Below are 12,460 nucleotides of genomic sequence, written 5' to 3' on the forward strand. Positions count from 1 at the left end.
CCGTCCTCGCCGAAAATCTGTGTCCGAAGCGAGCTACGCAATCACCGCACCGCTACTCGGTGAGCAGGTACACCGCATTCAACCGCCGAAGCTATTCGGTTTCGTCGAGATGATCCGAGGCAATTCCGTACAAGCTGCGGCCACGATGAAGCCAGACATCGGGGCCTGATAAAGTACGTCTCGCTGTGATTCCGGTGGCCTCGGCGAGGATATGTTGGGCCAGCCTTGTCGGTGCCCAAGTACCGGCTTCACCATCGGTGTCCGCACACCACCGAAGCGGCCGGTTTCGGTCCGGAACCCAGCGCGCTCTGCCGCGCTCTGGGCGTTGCGCGATCCAGTCGTCCACCTGATCCAACAACGTTGTGTTGATAGTTCCAACAAGATCGATCTCCAGTACTGCGCCGGGCTCGATCAGCTCATTATCGACGACAACGTGCACCGAGCGTCCGCGACGCGTAACGGGCACGGTATCAGCGGTCACATCATCTTGGTGAATCCGCTCGACGTCGGCCACCGAGTCCTCGCTTGTCCCGACACCCAATGTGGTCGAGTGTTCGAGCAAATCCTTTGGTGTGAACAAGTAGAACCGCTGACCGGTATGCCGCAGATACTCCTCGATCAACTCTCGTCTAGGTCCGATAAGCTGACCTCGCTCGGCCCGACTCCACCAGTCCTCCTTCGTATCCGCCTGTACGAGTATCAAGTCTTTACGCAGCGCCTCGCCTTCGACCAACAGCTGCAGCCACACAAGGTAATCGCCCGAAGCTCCTTCGGGTAAGTTGGATTCGAGCTTCTTCGCATCCTTGTACCCCGGCGGCTCCTGATTCTCGACTCTTCGCTGCCCCTCCGTGACCGCGGTCCGCCATTCCTCGGCAGTCAACTCCGATCCGACCGAGCCGTCCAGTAACACTTCGAGCTTCCCGATAAGCCAATCGTCTACGGTTGCCAATTGAACACCGGACGACTGCGGCTCACCAGTTAGCTCGGTCTTCAACGATTCGAAGAAAACCGATGTTTCCTTGATCAACGATTCGAACGCCTTGACCTCCAGCGCTGTGCGCTTCGCCCACTCACGGATCACGTTCTGCGTCGAGACACTGTTCTTGGCCAAGGTATCGTGGGCGTCCTTCGTGGCGCTGCCCAGACTACTGATGACCGACTGACGATTACGCCAGAACTCACGGATCACCTGATGCGGAACGAACAGCCGATCCTGAGTTGCTTCGAAAACTTTCAGCAAATCAAAGGAAGTCGATCGATTGTAGCGATAGAGATTGAGCAAGACGTTGGTATCGATCGACAAGATCGCATGTTCCAGTGCGGCCCTTTTGTCGGATTCGCTTGGAACCTGGAACGACTCGAAACCAGTGAACAACCCACCCCTCGTCATACCAACCTTTCGGTAATAGACCGCTACACCCTGGAAATGCCGACAGAAAGAGAAGCGATCGACCCGAGGAACTCTACCGTCCCCAGACCGCATGAGGCTATCACTTCTCGGCTGCTCGATCAGGGGCCAAAGGATGTGTCGACGGCGAATCCCCCTCGATCAACTCCCCCAACTCCACCACCCGGCGATCGGTCTCCCCGTATCGGGCTTCCATCTGAAACTTCAAACTCTCCAGTCGATCTCGTGCCGCACTGAGCTCACCGAGGTGTACCTGGCAGACCGCGAGTCGCCGCTGACAGTACATGACCTGCTCGGCATAAGGCCCCCGCTCGGCGGTCGAATCATCGATCAGGCCGCGATAGTGTTCGGCGGTCTCCGGGCAACCGCCTCCGCACGCAGATCGGCGAGCTTCACCCTGGCGTCGACCACGTCGGCGTCCCGCAACCCGAGCAGCGGCACCGTGGCTGCCACCACAGTTTTCAATTCGCGGATCGCCGGATGATAGCGCGATTCGTCGGCGAGCTTGTGGACCCGTTCGATCGCGCGATACAGGTCGCCGCGGCTGAAATCTTCGGTCGGAATGGAATTCGTGGCTTTCACGGAATAGTCCGGCGCCGTGGGCGTGGTGTGCGATGCGGACGATTGATGGAAGCCGACCGCCCCGGCCTCGACGAGTTCACCGAGCGATACGGTGCGATGCGCATCCTCGTTCGTCTGCAACAGCGGCGGTGTTGCAGCCAGCCGTTCCGCCAAGCATCGTGCGCGACGCGGGGTACTGATCGATCCGATACGCAGCGGTCGCGGCCGGCGTCAAGTCGATGTACTCATCGAGTCGGTCCACACCCGCACCGTGTGCGGCACCGCCTCGGGATGCGTAGGGGCTCGCTGGAAGGCTTGCCGTGCCACAACGACACGCGCGGGGCCATCGGTTGCGTCGACCAAGAAGTTATGATCAGGGCGCACGTCATTCGACGCGCACAACAACCCGCGCACAACAACCAATGGTCCCGCCCGCCGGGTAGCCTGGAGACAATGGCGCAGCACACCGCTGCGCAACAGCACACTACGCAACGGCCGCACCTGCCGATTCGCCGCCGCCGACCCCGGCATGAGTACTGCGATGGTCATCGCATCCGGCGCGCGCCCGAGACAGTGCCGCATCCAGGTCGCGGCGCCTCCCGCCGATGCCCACAGCGGGTCACCGACGTCCCCGTAACACCTCGAGTCGTGGAAGACGACACCGAGAGCTTGTTCCGCGAACTCTTGATCGCCCGGATAGTCGGACGGTTCATGCGCCGCGTCGCTGCCTCCGCTCAGACGCCGGACACCTCAGCGAAACGGTAGCAGCGCGGTGGGCGGACAGGGCGACTCGGCGAATCCAGCTGTCATCCGCTCGGCCACCCTATTCCTGCCGTGCGCTGCAGGGTCGGAACCCGATCATCCGAATCAGCTGTCGGACGGACGCATTTCAACCCTCCCGATACAGGCACCGCGGTATCGGATCAGGTTCATCTGAGCGGCTGCTGCGGCACCGAAGCGAGCTTCCTGGTCAACTCCACGAGAAACTGAGCAGACTTATGCAAGTCGTCCTCGGTCAAGCTCAGAACACCGTCCGTCGTCAAAGTCTTGGAATCCTGAATTTCCAGACGCGCATTCCATTCATCGACGCGGGCGACAAGCCGCACTAGAGGATCGTACTGGTTTTTCCGATCATCCTCCACTCGCACGGGTACATCCAGGAATATAGTCTTATCGAAATCTTTCATGCCGTTGGTCGGGTCCAGCTGTTCCGGCTTATAGTAGGATGACCATTGAGCAACAAATTTATTCTCTCCTTGCGCAATGTTGCAGTACCCGCCGGTCGTGATATCCATTTCCATCGAGTTAAGAGATTGAGTCCACAAGTCTACAGAATGAAACTCTTCCGCAAAGAATTTCATCACGAAATCACATAAATGTTTCAGCGTCAATACTGAGCGCGTCTCTGATATAGAAGAATTCGCAGGCAAAGATGATGGCGGAGTGTTACATCCAGCCGTCAGTGACAACACAGCAGCGGCACTCATCACCATCAGAATTTTTCTCATTCTGCTACCACCCGAGTTGTGCCGATCTCCCAATCCGATATATCTCCGTCTTTCGATGATGCATCGCCGATCGCCGCCCGAATACCATCAATCCCCCGACCGTAGGAACCTTTGACAGCGGAAGGCCATGTATTGTCAGGCAAGCCTTTTTGAATCGATATTTCCTGCCCGATCTTGTTGCCTTCAGTCATATTCGTCAGAGCGCTATCTGCTATAGATGTAACGCAGCCCAGGATCATGGTTTCCAAGGCCATGACCGCGTTCAGCAGTTCCCCCATAGCGGAGATCGGCCCCCAGGGGAGATCGAACATAGCAGCGAAGGCACTACCCGTAGCCTCTGCGACCGTGTTCACCAACTCCTGCGCTTTCGTGGCCAGCTCGGCGTACAATGTCAGCTCAGCGGCCGCAACCTTATCAAGGCTTTCTGCTATTTTCTGGCTCACTTCGGACATGGATTCCAGCGCCCGTTCTTGCCTGGTACGCATTTCGACGTATCTAGCCGCTGCATCTCCTTGCCATTCCGCACCCAGATTGGTTTCGTCGAAACTATTTTTGGCGGCAATAATATCGCCTTGCAGGCTTCGCCACTCGTCGGCGATATCGAGAAACTTTATCGGAACCTCGAGTTCAGGAGAAATCTCATTGAGCCTTTCTCCAGTTGCTCTGATAGCTTTGTTTATCTCGTCACGATGTTCCCAGATATCATCGACGGCACTTTCCATGAAAAACAGCCCAGCAAAGTTCCCGCTTGCCGCTCCGGTGACCCCATTCGCCCGGATATATTTTACAAGATTCCCGCTGTAACTGCCGATTCTATCCGGCAGATTACCAATGAGATCCGTACTGGCTCTGATGAATTCTATCTGCTCGCGCAACTCTCCGCGACTGTCTGTCACAATTCCCCCTCCAGCCGCGAAAGCCTAATTTTGGTCTCCAGGTCCTCCGCCAGGTATTGATTGTGCGCGTATTCCAGCACTGTGGCGATATCGTTCAACACGTCGACGCCTTCCTGCAACCTGTCCCGGAAGTAGCCGGGGGCGGGCTCATACTTGGCCAGAGCGCTACCGAATGTTCCCGCCTGGTTCGCGGCGATCTCCAGATCGGCGGTCCTACCCCTACCTGCCTCGAGGTGGTCGGCGGCCGCACGCCACTTCGTGACAGCGTGCTCCATCGCTTTCAGCGAAAGGTACAGCTTATCGGACATATCACCCCACCCTTTCCTGGAGGAGTCGCAGCCTATGACGGTCGAGACGATATTCGAGATCCGAATCCGAATATCGCGAGTAGTCCTCTTGGACAGTGAATTTCGGACGCAGCGAACGGATACTGTCCGCGCACCACAAGATCTCATCGACGATTCCCTCGGGATGGGCGCGCCTCGCCCAGTCGCTCCGCACCGTTATCGATCGCAGATACCGGCGGTCGGCACTGACCGTAACGGGATACCCGCCCTCGATGATCACCCGACCGTGCACCTCGTATCGTGCGCCGTTGACCATACCGCTGGAAACATCACAGTACTGCTCCCACGTCCGGGTTTCGAGCAGAATCATCAGCACTGTTCTACGGTCCGGGACCGCTGCCTCCGACACCTCCTGCGGCGAAGGCCGACGACCGGAGGAGTAGAGACCCTTCAGCCGTTCGACCACCGCTGCGCGATACGCCGCCAGCAATTCCTCACCGACCTCGTGCGGACCTACGTAGCGGCTCCACCCTGAGCCGAGTCCGATACGCACAGGAAGAAAGCCGTGATCGAGTTGCATCGATGCGAATGCGGAACCGACCCGCGGCTGGTAGGCGGATTCTGCTGCCGGGGTCCATGATCCAGTGTCCGAAGGCGTCGGCACATGACGTGGCAGCGCGGGTTCTGGAACAGGAGGTGGCAAAGGATGGGCGAGGGCCGATTGTTTTCGGACAATGGGCTCGTCGTCCCAGAATTCGTCGGGGTCGTCATAGTGATTGTAATGGCCCTGAACCGCCATCCTGATGTCCTCTCATATCGCCCGATACCGAATACCGAGTGCCACACCGGTAGACGGGCCACCCGAAGACTGTGCAATAGCTGATGATTCGAACGCTGATCGCGCGGCGCGCGGGTATCGGATCGGCCTCGGTCGACAAACGGCTGCCGCACCGCTGTACCAGCGAACCGCATACCGACCCGTCGAGCCCTGAGCAAAGCGGTGGAGCGCAGACCCATGTCTGGACCGAAACCCCCTTACTACGCACAACTTCTGCTGCCGACCGATCGGAACAGCTGATCGTTTCCTGGACAAAACATTCCCCCTCGTACCCGCGCACAGTCACGGCAGCGGCAGCCACCATACTCTGCCACACGATTCGATCATGGCACTGCTCTGCGTCGCAGCGAGCCTGAAGCGGGCAGCGATCCGAACCGCTCGGCAGGAGCCGAGCCGATGAACCGACTCGGTGCGCGGCGCTGGACACCGGGGCAGCGGCGCGCGTCCAGGGTATAGTCCGATTCGATGATCTCGAGCTGAGCGAAGGGGCGGGAAGCGGATGCGCCGAGTCGGGCGATTGGCGGCCGCTGCCGCGGTGGGGACGAGCCTCGTCGCATGCGGCGGCGGGGAGCACACCAGTGGCGCGACCTCGACAATAAGGACCATCCCGCTATGGGACCCGTGTTCCCTCCCTCCCGACACGGTGCGCGCGGCCGGGGTCGATCCGGCCAGCGCTGAAACCGGAATCGGCGGGATCGAGCAGTCCGGGTGGAAGATATGCAGCTGGGACGGTGAGACGTACTCGGTCACGATCTATTCGACCGGCCGCACTGTCGCGGAGTTCGAACGTAAACCGAGCAACATCGACTTCCGCGACGTGGAGGTGGCCGGGCGGGCCGGTAAACAGTTCCGCGTTCAGGGCGGGGTCACAGATCTCAAGTGCGACTACGTGTTCCCCGCCGCACAGGGGGCTGTGCAATTGGCATTGCTGAACAATCCGATCCTCGACGACCCTGGAGATCCGTGCGCCGCGCTACGCCGGGTAGGAGATGTGATCGTTCCGGCATTGCCACGATAGGAGTAGTGGGATGGAGCATAACCAGTGGCAACGGCTGGCCGAACAGGCGCGAGCGGGGGAGCTGTATATCGCCGACGAGAACGTCGCTCGTGATTGCCACCGCGCATGTGAAAAGCGCCTGTCCGATTTACGGGGCATACTGCTATTGATCGACCAGATTCGGAATGTCTCGGGCTTCGGCGATTTCGATATGGGCCACCGTCTCGAAGCCAAGTATGTGAGTCAAGGCAACGACTTGGAGACCTCGATCCGAGAACATATCGAGACCGTCAGACACATCCGCGATGTCATGGCCGTATCGTTCCAGCGGATCACCGGCCAGGACATCACCAACGCGAATGCGATCGACCGAACCGGCGAACATCTATAGCATCGAACGATTTCCATCGAGGTGAAGAGCTCGATTCGTTTCGGCTGTCGCTGATCGCCCTCGTCGGTGGGAGCGAGGACACCCGCGGTGAGTCCGGTACACACCCGATCAGCGAGCACCTCGGCAGCGCGCGGCGGCACGCAATTGGAAGAGCCGTTGAAACAACACACCGTAACGACGCTGCTCCGCCGGCGACACCACTGGAATGCGCAGTCTGTCTGGATCGAACCGGACCATGGGCATTCTGGTCGCGGCGATATTGTCGGAGCAGGAGAGGAACCCGGCCACGAATCAGGGATCCAGACGCTCCCGATCGACACACAGTGTGTGCAGTTGCGCGCCCGAAGCACCCTCACATCGTCCGGTACAGCGACGCGGATGTTCCCGCTGCCCGCGCGGTCACCATGCAGCACGGGAATCATTACCTCCCCGAGTTCGATCTCGACCGTTTCCGCAAGTTCCGCCGTGCTCATCATTCTCGACGCGGCTCTCTCCGCGCCGACATTCGATGCCGTGAGTACCGGCCACCACTCCCCCGCGACAACCACCTCCTTGGTGGGTGGCTGCGCCTGAACCCTTTGCAAATGACCATGATTGACCAGTTCGGCGATGGTCATCTGACGCCAGGATCGCGCCGGTGTCTCGGTCCGACCCGTCCCAGCAAGCAGTTGCCGTGCTCATTGCCGCTCGTAAGGCTCATTGCCGCTCGTAAGACTGCCGCCCGAGTCGAACGCGTCATCGCGCTTACCGAAGGATTCGACAGCATGTATGGGCTGGAACTTCTGGCCAGCGTCCGCTGGGCCGCGACTCGAAACCATGTAACCGATGAGGCCGAGATCATTCGGATAGTCCGCACAACACAAGCGGGTTGCCTGGATGCTGAGACGAGTTCAGCAGGTATCACCACTCATCATGAATTACCGACGGTAGTCGAATGGTGGTTGAACAGCATTCCTATACCACCATATGACTCCGCTCAGCCGGTGGGCGAAATGATCGGTGCGGTGAGCACACCACTCGCCACCTGGAACTTCCCTATAGTAGTCCCACTATATGAGACAAATGTCTTTTAATGTGGACACTTGTATTTGCGTGGAGGCAGAATCGGACCAGATGGAAGGAGATCTCGTGGCTCGATACACGCATGGACATCACAAATCGGTGCTGCGCTCACACAGCCGGCGAACCGCGGCCGACTCGGCCGCCTACCTGGTCCCGCATCTCGACTCCCGCGCTTCGCTCCTCGATATCGGTGCCGGACCGGGAACGATCACCATGGATCTCGCGTCCATGGTGACGCGGGTGACGGCCACCGAGCTCGGAAAGGCCGAACTGGCACTATCGCGCGAGCTTGCCGCCGAACAAGGGGTCACCAATATCGAATTCAGTGTGCAAGATGTGCACACCCTGACCTTTCCGGATGCCTCGTTCGACGTGACCCACGCACATCAAGTCCTCCAGCACGTGGCAGACCCGGTCGCGGCCCTGCGTGAGATGAAGCGGGTCACCCGGCCGGGGGGCATCGTCGCCGTACGCGACAGCGATTACGCGGGGTTCGTCTGGTGGCCGTCGTTGCCCGGGCTCGATGACTGGCTGCGGCTGTACGACGCGGCGGCGCGTGCCAATGGCGGCGAGCCCGATGCCGGACGCAGGCTGCTGTCCTGGGCGCGGTCCGCGGGCTACACCGATATCACCGCGACGTCGTCCACGTGGTGCTACTCCACCCCCACGGATCGGCAATGGTGGGGCGGGATGTGGGCCGAGCGTATCGTGGAGTCGGCCCTGGCCCGCCAGTTGGTCGACAGCGGGCTCGCCACATCGGCAGATCTGCGGCGCATCGCCGAGGCATGGCGATCATGGGCCGATGCGGACGACGGCTGGTTCTCACTCGTCCACGGTGAAATCCTTTCCCGGGTTCCAGCCCGATGACCAGCGCATCATGCCGCAGAAGGATCATATCGCCCTGATCGGCCTCCTGGGAGGCCGGAACCGCGAAGCCTCACACTCGAGTGCTCGCTCATGCCGCTCAGGGCACGGCACTGACGGCCGGACAGCGGGGCTATCAGCTATAAGTCACTGCTTCGGCTTCGCCACCTGCGCGGCCAAAGCCGATCACCGAAAGTGATGCTCTCAGCAGGTATCTCGGGCGGGAAGGAGCCGAGTTTGCCGCTGAAGTATTCGACCACCGTACGACTGCCTACTGTCACGAAACGCACGACAGCCGCCGTGAGCATGCTGCCGGTGATCTTATTGCCCAATTCCCGGAGGTAGAAGATCTCCCGCGCCGAACCTACCCCGGTAATGTCCTTGACTACCAGCATATCCCAGTCGATGGCAGGCTCCGACCCTTTGCCATTGTGCACCGAGAAGCGCACACCTGGGCATGCCTGCATAATCGAGGACAGCGTATCGACATCCACGTCCCGGTTCAGCACAGCGATCTGCACGTCGTAGCGCGGCCTTCCGTCGGCGGTCTCGACTCCAGCCAACGCGACTCCAGCGGATCGGCGGTGACGGTCGGAATAACCGCGTCACGCATCACGCACTCCGGGGTGTTCTTGCCCGAGATCACACCGACAGCGCCGAGCTCGATGGCCGTTGCCGCCGGAGACAACACGTAGGTGATCTCCGGCGTATCGACATTGCTCACCAGATAGTAAGTGATGCGCCCCGGGTTCTGTGCAGTCGGGATACTGGACTTCAGGCCATGGGTTGGATGGTTGATTGCGTCATCTCGTATTCGATCGGTGTGCGCACGCCGAGGTCCGAGTGGCGCCGTTGACGGTTGTGGAAGATCTCGAGGTATTCGAAAATCGCGTTCGCCAGCTCGATCCCGATTCGCCAGAGTTTCCGGTTGAGTAGTTCGGTTTGCATTCTTCCCCAGAATGATTCGATAACAGCATCGTCGTAGCAATCGCCGATCGAACCCATCGACGGTACCAGCCCGGACCTGTGGGCCCGGTCGGTGAAGGCCCAAGAGGTGAGTTGCGTCCCGTGGTCGGAATGAATCAGTGTTCCAGGCTCTGGCGCATGGTTCGAGATCGCCATCCCGAGCGCGTTGGTGACCAGTGCCGCGGTCCGGGTCGAATCGATCGACCAGCCAACCATCCGTCGCGAGAACGTATCGAGCACAACCGCGCAATACAGCTTGCCTTCCCGCGTGAAATGTTCCGTTATGTCTTTGACCCACAACTGTTTTGGCTGTTCCTGGACGAATGATCGGTTGACCAGATCATCGGCGGTCGGTGACTGATGTCTCGGTCTCGCCCGGCGGTTACTGGGCAGCCCTTTGAGCGCTGCGCGTGCCATCAGCAGCTCGACCTGGTTGTGACCGACGCGGATACCGAGGGTCAGCTCGGCATAGACGTGTCGAGCGCCGTAGGTGCCCTGCGAAGCGGCATGCACGCTACGGATCTGGTCGAGCAGCCACGCATGCCGGATCGCCCATTGCGACGACGGACGAGAACGCCACAGGGAGGGGGTTAGATAGTACCTGGATTCGGCGACACCGAGCAGCCGCCACGCGGCCTGCACCGGCAATCCCTCAGACGGCATCGTCGCTATGGCCGCGTATCGCCTTATGGGTCGCCACCTTGCTCTTTCAGTAGCTCACGAGCACGTTTCAAGATCGCGACCTGTTGCTCGAGTTCCCAGATCCGCCGCTTCGCAGCCGATATTTCGGCATGCCTACCGCGGGTCGCACCTGGTAGCTGTCCGGTGTCGACCAGCTCCTGCTTACGCCGGCCTTAGATCGTCTGATCGCTGATGCCCAGATCGGCTGCCACCTGCGCAACTGGGCGACCGGCAGAACGAGGTCGAGCACCTTGCGGCGGAACTCTTCGGGATAACGCATCGGCACGAACGAGTCTTCTTCGATGACTTCGTAGCCAAGAGTCAAGCAAACCGACTCCGTAGAATCGGGGCACATCAGTCACCACCGACACCGGTTCGGGTAAGACCGAATCGTTCCTCATCTCGATCCTCGATCATCTGGTGCGCACCGAGCGGCAGGGTGTGGCGGGGATGAAGGCGCTGCTCATCTACTCGATGAACGTCCTGACCAACGACCAGGAGCAGCGGTTGGCCGCACTGATCACCGCGCATGCCGAGCCGGCCGGGGGTGAAGGCGGGCCGCTGCGGCCGAATATATGCGCACACGCACCGATTCCGGTCGGCCGCACCTGGCAGATCACGTCATCGTCGTTGAAGTACGAGACCTGCACGCCACCCATTGGACGATGCGGCGCGCGCTGGTCGCCGAGGGCCTGACGACCTGTTTCTCACCGAAGACTCCCACCAGCGCATCTACGGCCGGCCAGTGGTGCTCGGCCGCCTCGGCATCAAGATCGTCGGCCGCTCTCGCCGATTGACGCTCAACTACCGAACCACCACCCAGAACCTGTAGTTCGCCGTCGGCGTGCTCAGCGGCGCCGGGTACCACGATCTGGAACAAGGCCTCGAGTCCGCGCTCGACTATAAATCCGCGCGGACCGGACTGAAACCAGAACTACGGCAGTTTGTTTCGATCGTAGAGGAAATCGATGCCATGACCGAACAGATCAGGAAATGGCTGACCGACCTCGACCCCTCGTCCATCGCCGTACTGACCCGCAATGGCATCGATCGGGGACAAGTGGTGCGCGCGCTCGCCGAACGTGGGGTCGACGCCCACGCACTCGAAGACAGTCCGGCTGTCTCAGCGGCATGTCCAAGTGCTGACCATGCATCGCTCGAAGGGGATGGAATTCTTCCGGATGATCCGTGCTGGCATCGATGAGACCCGCGTGCTCTCGAAGACGAGCCTCAACGGCGTGCCCGAAGAGGAGCGTTATGAGGCGAGATTGTGCGAGCGGTCGCCGCTCTATGCCATGGCGAGCAGGGCACGCGATCAGCTCGTGGTGACTTGGAGCGGGCAGCGATCCGAATTATTCGGCGGGAAACAGCGAGGTCGCCGGAGTCTGAGGTGACGACAGTATCGGCGCGCCAGGCATGAATACGGTCGATTAGCGACCCACGCGAACTCGGCTACCACTCCGGCATGAGACTCCGGTGAATGCGGCATCGTCGATACGTTCACCGGTACACGCATGTGGCTGCTACTGACCAGTCTTGGTGCCGCCGCCGAGGATGCCAAGGCCGGTGCCGGCCGCGCTGCTGCCGCTTTCGAGCGCGCCGCTGCCGCTGCCGAGCATGCCGCTGCCGCTTTCGAGCGCGCCGCTGCCGCTGCTGAGCACGCCGCTGCCGGTATCGAGACCTTTGTGCCCTTTGGTCGGGGCGTCTGCCATGGGCACCAGCTTGGCTCCCTCAGCGGTAGAGACTCCGGCATCAGCCGATGCGGTAGCGGCGCCGAGAGCCACGAAGCACACGGCGGCGGAAACAGACAAACCAATACGGGTGGCGCGACCGAGCTTACTCATGTGTTCCTCTCCAGACATTTCATGGGGATGTTCCGCGTATCAGAGATCCGCGCGGATAAGACACAGGCTAATCACGAGAAAAACAATCTCCCAGAGACTATAACAGCCTTATAACCAACCTCACAACTAGAAAATCTCATCGACAACAAGACACTAT

Annotated in this window: 16 protein-coding genes and 2 pseudogenes; 6 read left to right on the forward strand and 12 right to left on the reverse strand. The window is 60.2% G+C overall.

From position 1 onward, the window contains the following. Positions 1-91 precede the first annotated feature (91 nt). The 8 genes from ACX4ZE_RS06390 to ACX4ZE_RS06425 form a co-directional block, all read right to left on the reverse strand. Positions 92-1,390, reverse strand: a complete 1,299-nt coding sequence (locus ACX4ZE_RS06390) for a PIN-like domain-containing protein (protein ID WP_480272369.1) — start codon at positions 1,388-1,390, stop codon at positions 92-94. A 100-nt stretch (positions 1,391-1,490) separates the two neighbouring features. Beyond that, on the reverse strand, positions 1,491-1,616 hold the full coding sequence (locus ACX4ZE_RS06395; protein ID WP_480272370.1) for a hypothetical protein: 126 nt from the start codon (positions 1,614-1,616) through the stop codon (positions 1,491-1,493). A gap of 122 nt (positions 1,617-1,738) precedes the next feature. Then, positions 1,739-2,143 (reverse strand): hypothetical protein, encoded by a 405-nt coding sequence (locus tag ACX4ZE_RS06400; protein WP_480272371.1) that lies wholly within the window; start codon positions 2,141-2,143, stop codon positions 1,739-1,741. Positions 2,144-2,200: 57 nt separating this feature from the next. Next, the gene (locus tag ACX4ZE_RS06405; protein WP_480272372.1) at positions 2,201-2,518 is read right to left on the reverse strand and encodes a hypothetical protein; all 318 of its coding nucleotides are present in this window, start codon (positions 2,516-2,518) and stop codon (positions 2,201-2,203) included. A 380-nt stretch (positions 2,519-2,898) separates the two neighbouring features. Beyond that, entirely contained in the window at positions 2,899-3,477 is a 579-nt protein-coding gene (locus ACX4ZE_RS06410; RefSeq protein WP_480272373.1) for a hypothetical protein, read from the reverse strand. Then, positions 3,474-4,373, reverse strand: a complete 900-nt coding sequence (locus ACX4ZE_RS06415; RefSeq protein ID WP_480272374.1) for a hypothetical protein — start codon at positions 4,371-4,373, stop codon at positions 3,474-3,476. The genes ACX4ZE_RS06410 and ACX4ZE_RS06415 overlap by 4 nt, the downstream gene beginning before the upstream one ends. Further along, positions 4,370-4,681 (reverse strand): hypothetical protein, encoded by a 312-nt coding sequence (locus tag ACX4ZE_RS06420; RefSeq protein ID WP_480272375.1) that lies wholly within the window; start codon positions 4,679-4,681, stop codon positions 4,370-4,372. Before ACX4ZE_RS06420 ends, ACX4ZE_RS06415 begins: the two co-directional genes overlap by 4 nt. Position 4,682: 1 nt before the next feature. Then, on the reverse strand, positions 4,683-5,459 hold the full coding sequence (locus ACX4ZE_RS06425) for a hypothetical protein (protein ID WP_480272376.1): 777 nt from the start codon (positions 5,457-5,459) through the stop codon (positions 4,683-4,685). Positions 5,460-5,997: 538 nt separating this feature from the next. Between ACX4ZE_RS06425 and ACX4ZE_RS06430 the strand changes: the two genes are divergently transcribed. The 4 genes from ACX4ZE_RS06430 to ACX4ZE_RS06445 all read left to right on the forward strand — a co-directional run bounded on the left by ACX4ZE_RS06430 (position 5,998) and on the right by ACX4ZE_RS06445 (position 8,815). After that, on the forward strand, positions 5,998-6,516 hold the full coding sequence (locus ACX4ZE_RS06430) for a DUF3558 domain-containing protein (RefSeq protein WP_480272377.1): 519 nt from the start codon (positions 5,998-6,000) through the stop codon (positions 6,514-6,516). 10 nt (positions 6,517-6,526) lie between these two features. Beyond that, positions 6,527-6,886 (forward strand): hypothetical protein, encoded by a 360-nt coding sequence (locus tag ACX4ZE_RS06435; RefSeq protein ID WP_480272378.1) that lies wholly within the window; start codon positions 6,527-6,529, stop codon positions 6,884-6,886. Positions 6,887-7,470: 584 nt separating this feature from the next. Next, positions 7,471-7,959, forward strand: a complete 489-nt coding sequence (locus ACX4ZE_RS06440) for a hypothetical protein (RefSeq protein ID WP_480272379.1) — start codon at positions 7,471-7,473, stop codon at positions 7,957-7,959. A 40-nt stretch (positions 7,960-7,999) separates the two neighbouring features. Beyond that, entirely contained in the window at positions 8,000-8,815 is an 816-nt protein-coding gene (locus ACX4ZE_RS06445) for a class I SAM-dependent methyltransferase (RefSeq protein WP_480272380.1), read from the forward strand. 137 nt (positions 8,816-8,952) lie between these two features. Here the strand turns inward: ACX4ZE_RS06445 and ACX4ZE_RS06450 are convergent, their stop codons facing one another. The 3 genes from ACX4ZE_RS06450 to ACX4ZE_RS06460 are packed head-to-tail and all read right to left on the reverse strand — an operon-like array spanning position 8,953 to position 10,441. Beyond that, a complete protein-coding gene (locus tag ACX4ZE_RS06450) occupies positions 8,953-9,375 on the reverse strand; it encodes a hypothetical protein (protein ID WP_480272381.1) in 423 nt (140 codons plus the stop codon). Then, positions 9,315-9,536: a hypothetical protein gene (locus ACX4ZE_RS06455; RefSeq protein ID WP_480272382.1), complete on the reverse strand. Its 222-nt coding sequence runs from the start codon at positions 9,534-9,536 to the stop codon at positions 9,315-9,317. The genes ACX4ZE_RS06450 and ACX4ZE_RS06455 overlap by 61 nt, the downstream gene beginning before the upstream one ends. Before the next feature lie 50 nt (positions 9,537-9,586). After that, positions 9,587-10,441: an IS3 family transposase gene (locus ACX4ZE_RS06460; RefSeq protein WP_480272383.1), complete on the reverse strand. Its 855-nt coding sequence runs from the start codon at positions 10,439-10,441 to the stop codon at positions 9,587-9,589. A 384-nt stretch (positions 10,442-10,825) separates the two neighbouring features. Here ACX4ZE_RS06460 and ACX4ZE_RS06465 point away from each other — a divergent pair. Then, positions 10,826-10,972, forward strand: a pseudogene (locus tag ACX4ZE_RS06465) (DEAD/DEAH box helicase); the annotation flags it as partial. Between the two features lie 44 nt (positions 10,973-11,016). Continuing rightward, positions 11,017-11,853, forward strand: a pseudogene (locus ACX4ZE_RS06470) (3'-5' exonuclease); the annotation flags it as partial. 129 nt (positions 11,854-11,982) lie between these two features. Here ACX4ZE_RS06470 and ACX4ZE_RS06475 read toward each other — a convergent pair. Further along, entirely contained in the window at positions 11,983-12,303 is a 321-nt protein-coding gene (locus tag ACX4ZE_RS06475; RefSeq protein ID WP_480272384.1) for a hypothetical protein, read from the reverse strand. Between the last annotated feature and the right edge of the window lie 157 nt (positions 12,304-12,460).

This window comes from Nocardia sp. TBRC8007, assembly GCF_056629435.1.